General features: G+C 61.8%; 9 protein-coding genes. 1 reads left to right on the top strand and 8 read right to left on the bottom strand.

Annotated elements, in window-relative coordinates; translation table 11 throughout:
• Window position 1: 1 nt before the first annotated feature.
• The gene (locus QZ656_RS01800; protein ID WP_291991772.1) at window positions 2-1,351 is read left to right on the top strand and encodes an aminotransferase class I/II-fold pyridoxal phosphate-dependent enzyme; all 1,350 of its coding nucleotides are present in this window, start codon (window positions 2-4) and stop codon (window positions 1,349-1,351) included.
• A gap of 3 nt (window positions 1,352-1,354) precedes the next feature.
• Here QZ656_RS01800 and QZ656_RS01795 read toward each other — a convergent pair whose 3' ends face one another.
• The 8 genes from QZ656_RS01795 to QZ656_RS01760 all read right to left on the bottom strand — a co-directional run bounded on the left by QZ656_RS01795 (window position 1,355) and on the right by QZ656_RS01760 (window position 16,515).
• Window positions 1,355-2,920: an LTA synthase family protein gene (locus QZ656_RS01795; protein WP_291991771.1), complete on the bottom strand. Its 1,566-nt coding sequence runs from the start codon at window positions 2,918-2,920 to the stop codon at window positions 1,355-1,357.
• A 16-nt stretch (window positions 2,921-2,936) separates the two neighbouring features.
• Window positions 2,937-3,713 carry an SDR family NAD(P)-dependent oxidoreductase gene (locus QZ656_RS01790; protein WP_291991770.1) on the bottom strand — a complete coding sequence of 259 codons (777 nt, stop codon included), beginning with the start codon at window positions 3,711-3,713 and terminating at the stop codon, window positions 2,937-2,939.
• Window positions 3,710-4,939 (bottom strand): capsular biosynthesis protein, encoded by a 1,230-nt coding sequence (locus tag QZ656_RS01785; protein ID WP_291991769.1) that lies wholly within the window; start codon window positions 4,937-4,939, stop codon window positions 3,710-3,712. Before QZ656_RS01785 ends, QZ656_RS01790 begins: the two co-directional genes overlap by 4 nt.
• Window positions 4,940-4,972: 33 nt before the next feature.
• Window positions 4,973-7,690, bottom strand: a complete 2,718-nt coding sequence (locus QZ656_RS01780) for a glycosyltransferase family 29 protein (RefSeq protein ID WP_291991768.1) — start codon at window positions 7,688-7,690, stop codon at window positions 4,973-4,975.
• Between the two features lie 407 nt (window positions 7,691-8,097).
• Window positions 8,098-9,186, bottom strand: coding sequence for a hypothetical protein (locus QZ656_RS01775; protein WP_291991767.1), 1,089 nt, complete (start codon window positions 9,184-9,186; stop codon window positions 8,098-8,100).
• The gene (locus QZ656_RS01770) at window positions 9,174-11,462 is read right to left on the bottom strand and encodes a glycosyltransferase (protein WP_291991766.1); all 2,289 of its coding nucleotides are present in this window, start codon (window positions 11,460-11,462) and stop codon (window positions 9,174-9,176) included. The genes QZ656_RS01775 and QZ656_RS01770 overlap by 13 nt, the downstream gene beginning before the upstream one ends.
• Window positions 11,463-11,612: 150 nt before the next feature.
• A complete protein-coding gene (locus QZ656_RS01765; RefSeq protein WP_291991765.1) occupies window positions 11,613-13,100 on the bottom strand; it encodes a methyltransferase domain-containing protein in 1,488 nt (495 codons plus the stop codon).
• Between the two features lie 151 nt (window positions 13,101-13,251).
• A complete protein-coding gene (locus tag QZ656_RS01760; RefSeq protein ID WP_291991764.1) occupies window positions 13,252-16,515 on the bottom strand; it encodes a glycosyltransferase in 3,264 nt (1,087 codons plus the stop codon).
• Window positions 16,516-16,711: the final 196 nt, after the last annotated feature.

Raw genomic sequence — 16,711 nt, 5'->3', positions numbered from 1 at the left:
AATGCTACGCAAAGGCTTGCCAGGACTGACGGCGCAGCTCAAGGACAAGCTCATCCAGCAGGCGCTGGAACGGCGGCTGCGGCAGGCCGATCAGGGCAGGAACGTCGACACCCCGGCACGCGCGATGAGCAATGGCGCCGGAATTCCCGAACAACACTGCCGCTTTGACCTGCATCCCGGCTACCAGCAGGTGCGCATCATCAGCGAGGGCGCCAGCCGTCTGGGAATCGCCAGTCCGTTCTTCAAGGTCCACGAAGGAATCGCCGGTGCCCGAACGCAGATCGACGGCCGCAGTTACATCAACTACGCGAGTTACAACTATCTCGCGCTTTCCGGCCATCCGGAAGTCTCGGCAGCCGCCAAGCAGGCGATCGATCGCTACGGCACCTCGGTGTCGGCGAGCCGCCTGGTTTCCGGCGAGCGACCGGTACACCAGCAGCTGGAAAAGGCGCTCGCCGGCGCCTACGCGGTCGACGACGCGATTACCTTCGTCAGCGGTCACGCCGCCAACGTCACAGCCATCGGCCATCTCTTCGGCGCGCAGGACCTGATCCTGCACGATGAGCTGATTCATAACAGCGTCTTGCAGGGAATCGCTCTCGCGGGCGCTCGCCGCCTCTCTTTCCCGCACAATGACGCGGCCGCGCTTGACGCCATCCTCGGGCAGCAGCGCCACCACTTCCAGCGCGTTCTGATCGTCCTCGAAGGCATCTACAGCATGGACGGCGATTATCCCGACCTGCCCCGCTTCGTCGACATCAAGACGCGACATCGCGCTTTCCTGATGGTCGACGAAGCGCACTCCTTCGGCGTCATGGGAGCGACCGGACTCGGGATCAGGGAGCACTTCGGGCTGACCGGTCGTGACGTCGACATCTGGATGGGTACGCTGAGCAAGGCGCTGGCCGGTTGCGGCGGCTACATCGCCGGCGAAGCGGCGCTGATCGAACACCTGAAATTCCTGGCGCCGGGCTTCCTCTATAGCGTCGGCATGTCACCACCGGTCGCGGCAGCGTCGCTGGCGGCCTTGCAAGTGCAGCAGCGCGAACCCGAGCGCGTTGCCGCCCTGCAGGAGCGTGGGCGTTCATTCCTCGCCCAAACCCGCGCGGCCGGCGTCGACACCGGCACCTGCGCAGGCTATGCGGTCATCCCGGCGATCACCGGCAGCTCGATCAAGGCGGCACGCCTGTCGGCCGCGCTGTTCGAACGCGGCATCAATGTCCAGCCAATCGTTTACCCGGCGGTACCCGAAAAGTCTGCGCGTTTGCGCTTTTTCATCTCGTGCGAGCATGCCGAGCCGGAGATCGAGCAAACCGTCGCCGCGCTGGCCGAAGAGCTGGGCAAGCTGTAGGTTTTACCCCGGCGCGAACGAGTTCGGCCCGCCGTCGGCGGCGCCGAGTAGGCCCATCTCGTGCAGAAACACGCGGCTGAGGTCTTCGACCTTCAAGGCCCGCCGCGCGCCGCTGCCCTCCTGCCCGTCACCCCTCGTCGGGCCGTCGCTCCGCCAGATGAAGTAGTCGGTCTGTCCGCCCGGCTCGCCGAGCGCCCGATAGACCTCGGGCATGATCGGCACGTGATCACCGTACCAGCACAGACCGCCCGGACGCGCTGACGCCGCCAGCTCGGCACGCAGCATCGCCGCCATCCGATCGGCATTGGCGAGATGGCGCAGGTAGATCGTCAGATCGTCGCAGCGATCGGGCGGCGGCTGCGAATAGAGCCGCTCGACGTCGCCGGGCAGCAGGTCCTCCAAATGCAGAGGCCCATGGTTCTCCATGCTGATCACAAAAACGAACAGCGGCTGCTCGCTAGCGTGGCGCAGCAGCTCGCCAACCTGCTCGGCCAGCGCTACGTCGCCGACATAAGGCCCGCTCCTGGCCGCGCCGGCGAAGCGGCGAATGTCGATGAACTCATCGAAGCCGAGTCGCGGAAAGACCTTGTGGCGCGCGTAAAAGCGCGCCGAGAAAGGATGCACGCAGACCGTCCGGTAACCGCAGCGCCGCAAGTAGCTGGCCAGCGTCGCGACGCCCTGCCGTGCCAAGCAGCGATACGGATTGAAGCGATGGACCGCCAGCGACTCGCCGGCCAGGCCCGACAGGAAGGCGAACTCGGTACGCACGGTATTGGCGCCCCAGGCGGCGACCTCGAGCTGCCCGTGGCACACGGCAGCGGCCTGCAGCGCGTCGAACTCGCGCAGGACGTCGCGGCGAACGCCGGCAAAAAGCCGCCGCGCGTCAAAGAATGACTCGCTCTGCACGACTACCAGATGCGCGAGTTCGGCCGCCGCAGGACGCGCCGGCAGCGCGCGTTCGTACGCCACATACGGCGAAGCGAGCGTGCATGGCACGTGTTCCTCTTCACCGTAGCGCCACAGCGCGGTCAGCAAGCCCAGTCGCCGCAAGTCGTCGGCGGCGTCGAAACTCACCGCCGGCCGCTGCCAGACGCCGAGCCCCAGGACGATCAGCCCAAGCGTCGCCAGCAGCGCCGAAGCGCTCAGAAAATCGGCGGCTGGCAGCGCGACCAGCAGCGACTCCTCCAGCGTCAGACCCGCCCAGAACGCCGCGGCGAAGGCGCAGACGGCCAGCACGGCCCGGCCCGCACCGAGGAAGGGCAGGTACAGCCGAGGGTGCTTCAAAGCATCGCTGAAGTACTCGAAATCCTGAAAAATAAAGGGTTCGCGCAGCGCCTGATACTTGGCGTTGCTGACCAGCACGACGAACAGCATACCGGCGAGCAGCGCGCTGGCAGCAAAGATCGGCCGGTGGAGAAGCAACAGGAGAAAGCACAAGGCCAGCAGCCAGAACCCGAGGTGGATCGCCAAGGCCGCCACTGGACGTTTCCAGATCGCCAGCGGCGCCGGCCGCAACAGACGTTCAAGCAGCAGCGACAGGCCGGCGCTGAGCGCGACTGACGGCGCCACCGCCCACCAGAACGCCTCAGCCACCGTAACCGAGCAGACGCAGAATGCGCTGCGACAGCGCCGCCGGCAGGACCGCCAGCCACCAGGTCCCGAAATTGAGCGGGAACGGAAAACTGATCCGCGCCTGGTTGCGCGCCAGAGCACGCCGAATGTGGCTGGCGGCGCGCTCTGGCGACCACAGGAAGGGCTTGGGGCCCGGCATCTCGCGGCACATCTTCGATTCGACGTAACCCGGCATGACGACGCTGACTCGCACGCCCTCGCCTGCCAGCCAACCGCGCAGCGCTTCACCGTAGGCCTTGATCGCCGCCTTGCTGGCACAGTAGCTGGGCGTCACCGGCAGGCCGAAGTAGGCGGCCAGCGAACTGATCAGGGCAATTTGCCCCTGAGCGCGCACGCGCATCGCCGGCAACACGGCAGCAACCGTCGCCATCGCCGCGTACACGTTCACCGCCAGCAAGTCCTCGACGTCTGGCCAGCTCTCACCCGCTCCATCCGGCCCGATATTGATGTTCACGCCGGCATTGACGATCACCAGGTCGAGGCACTCGTGCTCGCCAAGCGCCGCCAGCCAGTTGGCCAGCGCCTGCTGGTCGCGCAGATCAAGCACCTGCGTCAGCACGCGCGCGCCGCGCGCCTCGCACAGGGCCGCCAGCTCGGCCAGCCGCGCGGCCTTGCGTCCCTGCAGGATCAGCGTCGTGCCGCTCTCGGCATAGACCGCCGCCAAAGCGCCGCCGATGCCGCCGGTGGCGCCGGTGATGAGCACCGTCCGCGGCTGATTGGCGGTGCTCATAGCAACTCGTCGAGCGGCGAGCGTTCGGGCTCGAGGAAGCGCCGGCAGTTGGCTACTGCCAACCTGATTCCGGTCGCGCAATAGAAGCCGCCATTGACCTGCACGGCGTGGATCAGTGTCTTGCGAAAGCATCGAAACAAGGTCGTGTCGGGCTTGATCCCATGCTTCCAAAAGTCGTCGACTGACCCCTGAAAGGTCAAGCCGGGCAGGTTGTAAATCGGATCGCTGAGGGTCACGGTCGGACATCCGGCGCCCACGGAGACGATACCGACGGTGCTGTTCACCGTCACCACGCCTTGCGCGTGTCGCAGCAACTTCGCCAGATCGCCGCTCTCGAGGTAATCAATTCGTCCCGCCAAGCCGAAACGCCGCTCCAGATCAGATATGACGCCGCGATAGTTCACCAGGCCAGCGTCAAGCGGATGGTTCTTGATCACCAGCCGTGCGGCGTTTGGCGCATGCATGGCAAACGACTCCATCACCGACTCCATCACCCCGTTCATATCGTTGAATCGGCAGTGGTCGCGAATCTGGGCATCGCTGTTCAGTTGCAGCGGGAGCAGGTAGAACGGCACGCCACCGCTCGCCAGCTCATCGATCAAGGCATTGTCTTTCGGCTCGCGAAAGCGAAGCATCGAAAACCGCACAGCGTAGCCAGCGTACTCGACGGCGGCGTTGAGGGGCGCATGCCGCTGGTATCGCGGGAACAAAATGGGGTTGGTGCTTCCGGCCAGATGGTAAGCGATGTCGTGCGCAGCACGCACGACCAACGGCGACTTGAACAGCTCGCGATTACCGTAATCCCGCAACTTTGCGCCGACGCTGCGAAACCAGTCCGGGTCACGTGGCAACAAGGAGTGGCCGTTGACTCCATCACGCTCGAGCGTGACCCAGCAAGGGCGTAGATAACCCTCCTCGAATACATGCGTTCGGATGCCCAGCGCCGAAGCACGATCAACGGCTGGTCGATGAACCGGGCGGCGGTCGCCAAACAGTACCTGATCGGTAATCTCGTAGCGGTGGTACTTGTCGTCGAGGAAGTCACGCAGACCCGACAGGCCGCCGCGATAGTTCCAGCCCCTGCGAAAACCCCAATAGGCCACGTCGCCAGCGTTGAAATTGATCTTGAAGACACGATGGCCGTCGGCTACCAGCTGGTCGGCCAGCTTGGCAAAAAAAGGCGAGCAAACGCCCTGCAGGAAGAGAAAAGAACGTCTCGCGAGCAAATCAGTCCCCTGACAAAGCCGTAGCGACTGGCTTCACCGAACACCCACAATGAGCCGCAGGAAAAAGCGCTTCAGCCGACCAAAGCGGGAAATCGTTGCCGACCCCCTTTCGCGCCAGGCGAGCAACTCATCAAGAGCACGCTCGGGCGTCGTGAAACGCCTGCTGCTGCGGCTCACATAAGTCGGGTAGAGAATCAGCGCGCCGGCAACCAGTTCATCAAGCGTCAGCCGACGAGTCCGGCGTGGCTGCAACACGACGTCCTCGGTCAGCCCCCAGCCGGCGTAAAACGGTTGGCCATGGCACACCACCTTCTTGCCGCGCAAGAGCGCCTCAAAGCCGGCCAGTGAAGTCAACACGTGCACCTCGTCTACGGCAGCCAGCAATTCGCCCATCGGCACGTCCCCCAGCACCTCGTCACAGTGGCGTCGCGCCTCGTCCTCGCCCTTCCCCGCCTTACGTAGTCTGGCCAGCACGTCAGGATGAGGCTTGTAAACCAGCCAGGCGTCGGGATTGGCCTCGCGTGTCGCCTGCAGCAAGCCCATATTGGTCCTGACCCCCGGCGCGCCATACTGAATCGACGCATCGCTCTCCACCTGCCCCGCCACCAGCACGACACGTAGCGCTTGCTGCGGTCTGTGCCACGTCACGCCGCCGACATTGTACTTGGTCAGACCCGCCGCAACGATCCGCGCCCGCAATGCGGCCGCACGCGTTAGCAAAGCGTCGTCAGGACAGATATCTTGCAGCTGACTTTCAAGGTCTGAAACCCGCGTTGCATCGTAGTAAATGCCTTGACGGTCGATCACCCACGATAGCGGACGTACCAGATCGGCACCCAGCCCGACCGAACGCAGGAAGCCATCCTCGAGGCGAACTATCTTGGTTCCCTGAATGCCCGACTGCTGCGCAATAACGGGCGCCTTGCGCCCCCAGACGACCAGCATGGGCTGATCAGGCAGCGCGTCAGCCTTGTCGGCAAAGCGCACCCGAGATCCCTGAAAAAAATCGCGCACGATCGACTTTTTCCACCGCGAAAAGTCGAGCGCGCCGATTTCGGGCGGAAAACGCTCACGCATCCGGCGCTGCAAAGCCATCCAGTCGAGCAAGCGCTCGACCTCGCAGCGCTGGCCCGTTTCCGGGTCGATGTAGCGCGAATAATCGACCAGGGTCGCGTGCACCAGGCTCTCCAGCGCTACCGGCTGACGCCGCGCGGGCGCCTCCAGGTCGTCCAGCGTCAAGCCCCAGCCGGCATAAAAAGGCATGCCGAAGGTACGCACTCGCTTGCCCCATAGCAGGCCCTCGAAACCTACTTGCGAGGTCACCACGTAGACCGCTTCCGCATTCTCCAGCAGCAAGACCGGATGTACATCCTCCGACACGATGCGCAGCCGCGGATTACTTGCCGCGCTCACCAGGTCGAAGTGACCCTTCTTGCTGCCTGCCGCCACCTCGGGGTGCACCTTGAGCAGCACCACGCAATCAGGATTTTCGGCCAGGGCGGCGGCGAGCATCGCGCGAAAGCTTGACGCGTCTGCCAAGCCGTAGCGGATCGAGGCATCACCCAATGTTTGATCGATCGCCAAGACATAGCGCTCAGCCCCAGGCAAGCGGGAGCCACTGGGCGAGGGTTGCGGCGCCGCAAAATCGCTGGCCGGCATCGCTGCTGGAAATGGCGGAAACGATTCTCGCGCATGATTGTATTTCGACACCCGCGCCGCCCGCCAACGCATGATCAGTGCTTGCGCCCGCAGACGCTGGAGATCGGTCAGCGGCCTGGCCACCAGGGCCTCCAGGCGAGACGGCGCGGTCGCGTCATAGTAGATGCCAAGATCGTCAAGGACGATGGCCAGCGGGGGGTCGGTCATGCCCAGCGCGACCGAGCGCAGAAAGCCATCCTCCAGGCGCCAGACGGGCACGCCAAGACCTGTGGCCGCTTTCTCTGCTTTGGCGGCACTCGGCTTGCGGCCCCAGGCGATCACCCCGGAGACGCGCTTCCGGCGCGCCCGTATATCGAGACAACCCAGATACGTGAGCTCCGCAGCAAGCAATGAAGGCAGTCCCGGCAAGCGCAACAAGGTGCGGGACGTGGTCCCCAACAGCGGCCGAGACAGGGACGCCGGGGCAAGCTCGACAGTCAGCCCCTGCTGCTGCCAGGTGTGTAGCAGCTGGCGTTCTGCCGGCCAATGGTGACGGCTGCCGGCCCGATGATGGGCTCCGGCATGGTGGTAGGGAACAGATCTGCTGCCAACACTGGCAAAACCTGTGGCACGAACATTCACCCACGACCCCAGCAAAGACCTGGTCCAGGCCAAGAACAGCAGGCCGGCGCTCGGTGGCGCCTGCAAGACGCTCACCAGTTCGGACCACCGCGGCAATGGCACGGTCAGCACCTTAACGCCGTTACGCCAAGGCGCTTCAAATCGACGCCAGTCCTGGAGTTTGAAAGCCATGTCGGGTCCGCTGACGACGATCCACTGCACGCCTGCAGGCACGGGACCAGAGAATCCGGGCGCGGTGACCCAGACATCGACCCGGGCACCGATGTCGGCCGCACTACTGTAATCGCCCTTGAACTGGTTGAAACGCACCACCACTCCGTGCCTATCAATCTCGCTACCCAGGCCAGACGCCAGCAGGCTGCCGCCATTGCCAAGCACACAGAGACCATTGGGCAAAACTTTTTTTTTTCCGGGGGCGCAAACCATCAGCCCATTTTCCGGCCCCCCGGAAAACCCTTCCCTCTCGCCCACCCAAGCTAGCGCCGGTTCCCCCCCCCTGTGCATCGCGCCCGTGACGTGGGGGGCCTTTTTTTTTTGAATTTCCCCACTTCACCAGGTGCTTGTTTGGTTCCCCCCGAATGGGCCCCCAGTGGAAGAACCTTGTTTTTTCCTCCCGGCGGATATCCCCCCCCCACCCTGCACCCCGCCAAAAATTCCAAGCCGCCCCGCCCGCCCTTTGCCAACCTGCCATCCCAATTGCCACCACACAAAGATGACCCCCTGCGCCAGCCAACGCCCAAAAGACTATAATCGGTGCCGCCCGCCCAAATGAACCCAGTTCCTCTCCCCCAACAAATCGCGGCCGGCCCAACAGCAAAATAACCCCCCAAGCAAAGGGGCCTGCGGGGGCCCCCCCCGCGCTTGCAGCTTGGCAATCGTCATGACGCCGCGCGTTCTTCTTCGCCGACGAACTTCAGGAATTCATCTGCCGTCCGCCAGACGTCCGCCTGCGCCAACACCCGCTCCGAGAGTCCGCGAGTGAGCGCCGCATAGTGAGCAGGGACGAGCAATTCTTGCAGAGCCGCACAGCACTCTGCAGCATCTGAGGCAAACAGCGCGCCGCAAGAGCGGAAGCGCTGCGCATCGGGCAGGGGCGAACAGACCGTCGGGGTGCCCCAATAACCCGCTTCAAGAACCTTCAGCGCCGACTTGCAGCGGGTGAACGGCGTCGCTTCCAGCGGCGCAAGATTGACCCATGCCGTTCGCACGCGTTCGGCGTAGGCCGCGAAGGGGACTTTTTCAAGGTGCACTACCTGACCGTCGCGCGCTCGCAGCTTGAAGTCCAGAGGACCCGTGACCTCCAGCCGCGCATTGGCGTTGGCGTGCAGGAACCTTGCAATCCCATCCGCATAGACCGCAAAGTCTCGGTCATGGCTGCGGGTGCCGGGAAAATACGTCACAACTGCTTGAGCAATCCTTGCCTCACGCCCTTTTTCGGCGTCCCGCCAAGCCAGATGTACGGCATTGGGCAAGACCCGAGCCGTGGCCTTCGGAAAGCAACGTCGTACATGCACCGCCAGGGCGTCCGTCGAAACGGTCAGCTTGTCGAAACACGCCAGCGCCGCGGCGTGCTCGGCAAACTGGCGCACAAGCTTTGGCAGCGCCATTTGCCCATTGACGACGCTCGGGCTGTAGCGCGACAACTGTGGGTCGAATACCAGATCGTCGACATCCGCCACGAGCGTCGTGCCATGGCGTCGCAGCCACCACAGCAGCGAACGCCAGAGCAGCGAGTGCCGCGGCCGGTGAAACACGGCGACATCGAAGCGCTGCCCGGGACGGAGCGTTGACCAGTGGAGCCAACTGACCCGGTGACCCATGCCCTGCAGCGCCAAGCCGAGGTTTTCACACCGGTAAATGAACGACGGGTCCTGCCGGAAGAGCCGTGGATTGCGGTTGCACGCCAGGAAAGCAATGTTCAGCGCGCGCGCCGGAGAGCTTCCAGGCGGCACACTCAGCGCAACCATGGTTTGCTAACCGTTGGCGAAAGACTTAAGGAGAAGTCCGGCCGTTCGTAGCTCAGATTCGGGTTGTAGAACGGATCATGATGCAAAATGCTCTGCCAGCGCTTGCGCATGTAGCGCACCTCTCGCCTGGCACGCGCGATCTTTTCCGGGCTGTCCTCCTTGCCCCTGGAAACCGACTCGTGGTGATACAACTCGGCGTAGGGTGTCCAGACCACTCGCCGCTTCGCCTCGCGCACACGCAGACAATAATCGACGTCGTTGAACGCCACCGGCAGGTTTCCTGCATCAAGGCCGCCCAAATCCTCGTACAACTTTCGCCAGGTCAGTAGGCAGGCGCCGGTGACGGCAGACAAGTCTTGTGCCTGCACCGCCCGACCGCAATAGCCGGGCGCATCGTGCGCCAGAAAAGAATGGAGATGGTGCGCCAAGCCTCCCGGGCCGACGGTGTCGCCCGCGTGCTGCACCCGCCCGTCACCAAAATACAGCTTGGCGCCGACGACGCCCACGTCTGCCTGGATCAGATGACCGAGCATTTCATCAAGCCAATCGGGTGAAATGACTTCGGTGTCGTTATTGAGCAGACAAAGGGCCTCACCCCGGGCATTGGCGGCCGCAAAATTGTTGATCGCCGAATAGTTGAAGGCCCGCGGATAGCGCAAGACACGAACCTGCGGACGCGCGTGCAAGGCCGTCAAATACTGCAAAGCCTCCGCCTCGACGCTTTGGTTATCGACCACCAGTATCTCGAAGTTGCGATACGAACTCTTCGCCAACACGCTCTCGACACAAGCGTGCAGGTGATGAAATTCGTCACGCGTCGGAACGATGATGCTGACCATTGGCGGAACTGCCGGCAGCTTGTAACGCACCTGGCAATAGCCATGCGCAGACACTCGAACATTCGCCTCGACCCCCAAGCGCAGCAGATGCTCTTGCACCGGCTTGATCGACAGTTCCTCATTGCCAGGCAGCGTATCGCTCGCCGGCCTTGGCAAATGCATCAGTACGCTCGGGATATGTTCGATCTGCGTCCCCGGAAGTCGCTCCGTTGCGCGCAAGAGATAGGCATGCAGACTGTCCATCGAAACGTCGTTCGCCAGCGCCATGGCAACGCGCTCGATCGCCGCTGACGACACCGTCGCCACCAGATCCGCGCGTAAAGCAAGCGCCGACCCGAAATAGTTTGACGATCGCAGCAACTCAGGCGACCAATCCGGTTTGAATTCCGGGTCAACACGCCAGCCGGAAGCATCCAGATAGTCGTGATCCGAATAAATCACCCTGCTCTGGCGATCGAGCAAGGAAGCGCTTGCATACCAATACAAGGCATGCTCAGCGAGGATTGCCCCGGGGAGCAGCATCATCCACCAGGTGCATTCGGCAAGCCCTGAAGTGGCAATCGCGCCAGCGCACCGAAGACTCTCCAGCGAGTGCACGCAGAGCCAATCGGAGCCGATCGACAGCGCTCGCACGTCTGCCAGCTCGCGTTCCGGAACCACCACCAGCACCTGCCCATGGAAATAGATCTGTCTTTGGACAGAGTCCAGGGTGACCCTCAGTTGCTCAAGCTCGGCCACCCCGGCAAACAGCAGCAGTCCGAAAGTTGGCCGCATTGCCCACTGCTTGATCTGCCGATCAATGCGCTTGCGGTCATCGCCGGTCAAGGCCTCGACGTGATCCAACCATTGGCTATATTTCAGGCTTGGCTGATAGCCCCTTAGGCGACCCGCAAGCTCATAGGATTTGCTCAACCCCCGCAGTGGCGTATGCCAGTGCAGTCCGATTTTTTCACGCTGACCGCGTGCCTTGGTGTTAAAGATGTGCCGTACTCTCTGCACCCGTCGTAGGAATGTGCCGACCGCATTGACCTCTTGCAGGCACAGGTTCAGCAGTTCAAAGCTTCCACTCCCGCCCATCGGCTGAAACTCCAGCCGTACCACACCCGGCGGCAAATTGACGAGTTCGAGGATCGTACCCTTGAGCGATACCGGAATGTGGTACTCGACCAGGGTTCCGGAAGGGGCTACGATCTCGGCAAAAAGCACGGTGGTGAAATCGGTACCCCGGCGATTGAGCTGGCCTCTTAACAATACCCAGCCACTCAGGTAGCAGCCGCTCGCCGAGGTCAGCAACAGCCGGGGTTCCGGGCCCGTCACCAGCCATTGCCCGGTGCCTTCGTCACGTCCCACATCGGCCAGCCCCTCAGCGTGCAGAATCACCCCTCTGGAAGCCCGCGGCGGCAGCGGCCGGCTGCGCGTAATCAACTTGCGCCACATCAGGCGACGATTGCCAGCGAGCGATTTTCCAACTTATGGTATCGCCGACGAGCTTTCACGCCCTTCGCGCGCACCAATGCAGTTGAACGTGGGGTTTCCGGAGCCGCCTGGAAGTGCGCTGAAGCCGAGGCCATCGGTATGACATACATGTCAGCGTCGACGCCGCAAGGTCGCTCCCACTTTGCTCAATAGTTTCCGACTCAAAGTCGCCTTGCCGGACACAGGTTCGGTGATGCCGAGCTGCGCGGCCGGAATCTCTTGGCCATTGGCAATAAAGCCGAACTCGATCCCGGACACCAGATCACTTTTTTTCAAGCCCGAAAACGCAAATCCACAGTACGACAGAGTCTCCGGTACTTCGACCTGATCCTTCAGGCGCAGCTTAACGACATCATCGCGCCGTTTTTCAAGCTTGAACACTTGCTTAACGCCCGCCGAACGAACATAGCAGCGGACTGCCTTGGCGTCCATATCGCGCGGCAGTCCCCAGCCGGAAAGCGTGAACTGGTCATGCTCGGTCACAATTTGACCGTTGACCGGCTGATCCAGGTGCCAGCCAGAAAAAAACTCTCCCAGCGCGGGTGAATTTACTCTCGTGACCCGAAAGCCCATGCCGACCGCTTCGCCGACCCTCGAGTCGACCAGCGTTTCCATATACCGGCTCGCCTTCTTGTCGGCGTCGCCAGGGCCCGACATACTCTTCTGCATTTCCCAGTTGAGCACCACCGGTATGTAACCGCGCGCATCGAAGGCATCCTTCACGTCTTGCTGGTATCTTTCCGGGACGTAGGAGTCAATCACGAACTCGCTCTCGCCACCCTGACGACACCAAACTTCAACCAGATCGCCCGCCAGGCCCTGCGAAAAGACTTTCTCGGCGACCTTGTCGTACTGTGGCGAAAAGTCGGCGCAGATGAGCGACTTCAAGGCCTCCGACGCCGTGATCCGGCCATCTGAAAGCTGCCTGTACGTCAGGTCACCCGACACCACCGGCACCTTCGCTCTGGCAAACAGCGTCCTGCAGAGCGTCGTCTTTCCCGAACCCGGTGGCTCAAGGAGCAAGAAGACACAGGGCTTCTGCCGGCGAACATGCACCACGTAGCGCGTCAGCGGATCACCCGCCTGCTGAACGCTGTAACCAATAATCTTCCAGGCGTAGTCCTGGAGAATTTCCGCGAGCTTGCCACGGCTTGGAAAGAGGCGCTCATCGATACTTCTCTTGACTGAAATCCATTCACTCTTGCCCGAGGGAGCAATGCCCATTTCCAGCACCAGCGTGCCGTCGTCCGACAAGGAATCCATCAAGCGATGAATGAGCGCCTCCTGGTCATCCGCATAGTGAAGCGCGGAAGCGAGCAGGATGACGTCGAACTTGCCATCCGGTAGTTGTTCCCACGACTGAACCAAGAACCGACAGTCCGGCATCCTGGCTTGCGCCCGGCTGACGGCAAGCTTCGACCGGTCAATGCCGATGACCTCCGCTGCGCCATCAAACCGGGCATAGCCGCAGAAGTAGCCTTCGTTGCAACCGACATCCAGAAATCGCTTGCCCTGGAACGAAGGCAGGCGTAGCGCCTTCAGCTTTGCAAGAGACTCGGAAGCCCCTTTTACGCCCGGAAAGCTTTGATACTGCGTCATTTGCCCAATTCCAATTGCTTAATTCTTTCAGATTGACGGACAAGCCGGCCAAGCGCCTGAGCCCGAGGGTCGCCCGAGCGTCCCTGACGATAGCTCCCGGCAAGCCGTCAGATGGTGCCTAGCTACGACCGACGTGAAGACGACGAAAAGGTCACGCAAACGGTGCCAAAGCACGACCAAGAGCCGATTTCAAAGCGGCGGCGCCAAAATTTCTAGCCGCATGCGTCCTCGCAGCCTCGCCCATGCGCCGCCAGAGTTGCGGACTTCCAAACAGCAACTGGACACGCTCGGCGGCCATTGTCACATCGCCCGCTGGCACCAGAAAGCCGGTCTTGCCCTCCAGCACCAGTTCGCTCAGCGCGCCGCGATTGTAACAAACTACAGGGCGCCGGGCGGCCATCGCTTCGAGCACGGTTCGGCCAAACGACTCCTCAACGCTTGAAAGATTGACCACAACATGCGTCTCAGCCAGCGCCACCTGCGGCGTGGCGGCGTAGCCAGAGAACACCACGTTATCACTTAGCGCGCCTTCGAGCTGTTGCGCCCGCAAGGCAGCGATCGCGGGCGTCTCCGGGCCAATCAACAGGCAGCGGATCTTCGGCGAGATCGTGGCCAGCTGCCGCGCCAGCTCGACGAAGTCAGCCACGCCCTTTTTTGGAGCATTGCTGCTGATCATGCCCACGTTGAAGAAACCACCCTGTGTCGGGAAAGGCAGGTCAAAACTGGCGCAATCGACAATGTTCGGAGCGACATGTATCGGTGGGCTGGATGTGTCGCCATCACTGCTGCCTTGTAGGTAACGCACCACCGTCAGCGAGTTGGCAATCAGCGTGTTAGCGTGCGCTAGTAGTCGCTGGTGGATTTCCTCCGCGTTGGCCCCCAGAGATCGAGAGAGCATCGGATCACTCGCAGGCAGCTCACGAACGTGAACGACCACTGGCAAGTGCAAGGCTCGTGCAGCTAGCATCGGCTCATCCAGCACCAGTGTGTTCAGGTAGACCAGATCAACTTTGTGCGCTTGCATCAGCTGCTGGAAATGCGCCAATGTCTGTTCACACGGTACAACACCCTTTTTCCACCAGCCATAAGGCAAGACCGCGATGCATGTAGCGAGCTGCTTGATTTCAGCGAAGTAGGCCGAATGGTGCACGCCCGGTAGAGCGACCACCACGTTGAAGCGCAACTCGTTCAGCGTACTGAGAGCATCCAGTAAAGACCGCTCGGCGCCGAACAGCTTGGGGCCGGCGAGGTGCCCGCACAGCAATACAGTCGGGCGATTGGCAAGGCTAGGCGTGGCGCCTTCAAACACCGGCGCGGGCTCGAAACCCAAGCCCTTGCCGCGCACAACATAGTCCAAGAGTGGACTTTCCACGGTAGCGACGCCCTCGAAGCGCGGTGCTTGATCGTCCAGCCCAAGGCAATAGGCCCGATACCCGCTGCTACTAAAGTCCGGCCCGGGGTCACGGTCCTCCTGCAGACCGTGCGCGAGGAAATGGCGAAGCGGATCAACGCCCGCTTCCGTCAGATCGGGGTAGCGACGCAGGTACCACTCCGGATCGAACAATCCAGATTCCAGGACCGCCCATCCAACACGAGAACTTGCGACCTCTCGGTCGTACCATTGCACCTTTCCCGTAGCACTAATCCATTCCGGAAGGCTCGTTCGTTTCTGCTGCACGGGCGGACCGGCAAGCACTACCGCCCGGTCCAGAACCTCAATCGGAGGTGGATCGTCGAGCGGCAAAGTCAGCCCGGCATGGGACCAAAGATAAAGGTGAGAGCAACGCACTCGCTGCCCCGGTAATACCGCCATTACTCCATAGTCGCGCATCAAAGTCCGAATAGTACCGCTGACGCGACCAAGCGCAGGTCGCGTAACATCGGGCAGATGAAATAACGCAAGCTGCCCGGCAAGCTCGGACATGTGTTGCAGACAAGACCTCACATTTTCGGCCTGCGGCGAATCTGCTGAAAAATCAGCCACGATCAAGCACGCAACCATCTCGTCAGGCAACTTCCTCGACATCGCTGCAGGCACAGGAAAAGGGCGACCAATGGGCGTGGCAGACACAGGAGCAAGTCCATCCCGCCGGATCTGCCCATGCCAGTCATCCGCCGACTCTTGATACTCGCGGCGCAGCCCATAATAGAGAGATCGCAGATGTGTGCTCAATTGTTGGGTCAAGGAATCGGGGCGATGCCGCGTAAATGCCAGAGGCACGCCAGGAAGCACTTCCTTAATCGCCTTGTCGCCACAAGTGCGCAGAATGCGATAGTAAAACTCGGCGTCGGCACCAACACTGACCGTATCCCAGTAGCCTAAGGTGTCCACCAACTGACGGCGAAACATCAGAGACGAAGCATTGCAATGGACCCATGTCGCCTGAGGCCGCCAACAGGAGAAGACGAGCAAGGAACTACAACGAACGCTGAATGACACCGACGCCTGGCAGGCTGGCGCCCCAAGCAAAGCCTTTACCTGTAACGCCAGCTTCTGCGGGTGCGACCAGTCATCCGCATCGTGCGAGGTGACAAACTCTCCCGTGGCCCGGGCCAGCCCGGTGTTGCGCGCAGCATAGGTGCCGCAGTTTGTAGCGTGTTTCACCAACACCACTCGTTCATCTTCGTCCGCGATGGCACGCGCCAGCTCGAAACTGCCATCGGAACTCCCATCATCAACCACCAGCACCTCAATATTGCGCCATGTCTGTCGCAAGACGCTGTCGAGGGCGGTGATCAGGGTCGCACGAGCGTTGAAAAGCGGAACGATGACACTCACCTTCGGCTCCGTCGCGGAATTCCATTGACGACCACCCGAGCCCACCACATTGTCGAGCGACAATGGAGCTTCTGAATCCTTGAGCTCCAGTGCCGCTAACCCTCCGCCGAACAGCGCGCGGTTGATCCAGGCCAAGCGGCGCAAATCGGGTCCATCGAGCCAAGCGTTGGCATAGGCCAGATGCAAGTCCAAAGACTCGGGCTGCTCGTTCATTGCAAGCCTCAGGAGGCGTCGTGCTTCAAGAAAATGCCCCTCGCGTCGCAGGGCATCGCATTCCAGTAGAACGGGGCCGACTTGCTTCGGGTAAGCCGAAGCGCGAGCCTCGGCCGCGAGACTTCCCACTCGGCGCCAATTACTGCCTTGGAATGCTAGCCAACCCGCTAGAGCCCATGCTGCGTAACGGCGCTCGTCCGGGCGCGCTCCCTCATCAGCCAATAGCGCCTCCAAAGCCCCTGCGGCCCACTGCGCAAATCCACCCCAAAGTTTGGCTTCCAACTGGTACGCACGGTTCTCTCTCAGCAAACGTCCTTCGCTGCGACCATGCTTGAGATAGTGCTGCAGCGGACGCACCCCCGAAGAAGCGACATCCCGATAGGTATTCAAATACCAGCCTTCAAAAAACGTTTTTGATGCCACGAGCAAGTCGAGACCTTTAAAAATTAGCGTTTGAGAACGCCAAACTACACGCCAGCCCCGCACGAGACCTATACACAAATCGTTCGCCTTTGAGTTCTTGCGTGAGCATAGTGCCCTGTGTGTATTCCACGCAAACTGGACACCGATTCCACGGCAAACTGGACACCCATTCCACGTCAATCTTGACAGTCGGAGC

The sequence above is a fragment of the Candidatus Accumulibacter sp. ACC003 genome (genome assembly GCF_907163085.1).
Lineage (GTDB): Bacteria > Pseudomonadota > Gammaproteobacteria > Burkholderiales > Rhodocyclaceae > Accumulibacter.
The sequence above is the reverse complement of the archived record's forward strand: the minus strand, read 5'-3'. Positions and strand labels throughout refer to the sequence as shown.

What these genes read in the sequence shown, in the direction of transcription:
- QZ656_RS01775 (WP_291991767.1), bottom strand. Translation starts at nt 9,186, where the DNA reads ATGGTTGCGCTGAGTGTGCCGCCTGGAAGCTCTCCGGCGCGCGCGCTG.
- QZ656_RS01770 (WP_291991766.1), bottom strand. Translation starts at nt 11,462, where the DNA reads ATGTGGCGCAAGTTGATTACGCGCAGCCGGCCGCTGCCGCCGCGGGCT.
- QZ656_RS01790 (WP_291991770.1), bottom strand. Translation starts at nt 3,713, where the DNA reads ATGAGCACCGCCAATCAGCCGCGGACGGTGCTCATCACCGGCGCCACC.
- QZ656_RS01765 (WP_291991765.1), bottom strand. Translation starts at nt 13,100, where the DNA reads ATGACGCAGTATCAAAGCTTTCCGGGCGTAAAAGGGGCTTCCGAGTCT.
- QZ656_RS01800 (WP_291991772.1), top strand. Translation starts at nt 2, where the DNA reads ATGCTACGCAAAGGCTTGCCAGGACTGACGGCGCAGCTCAAGGACAAG.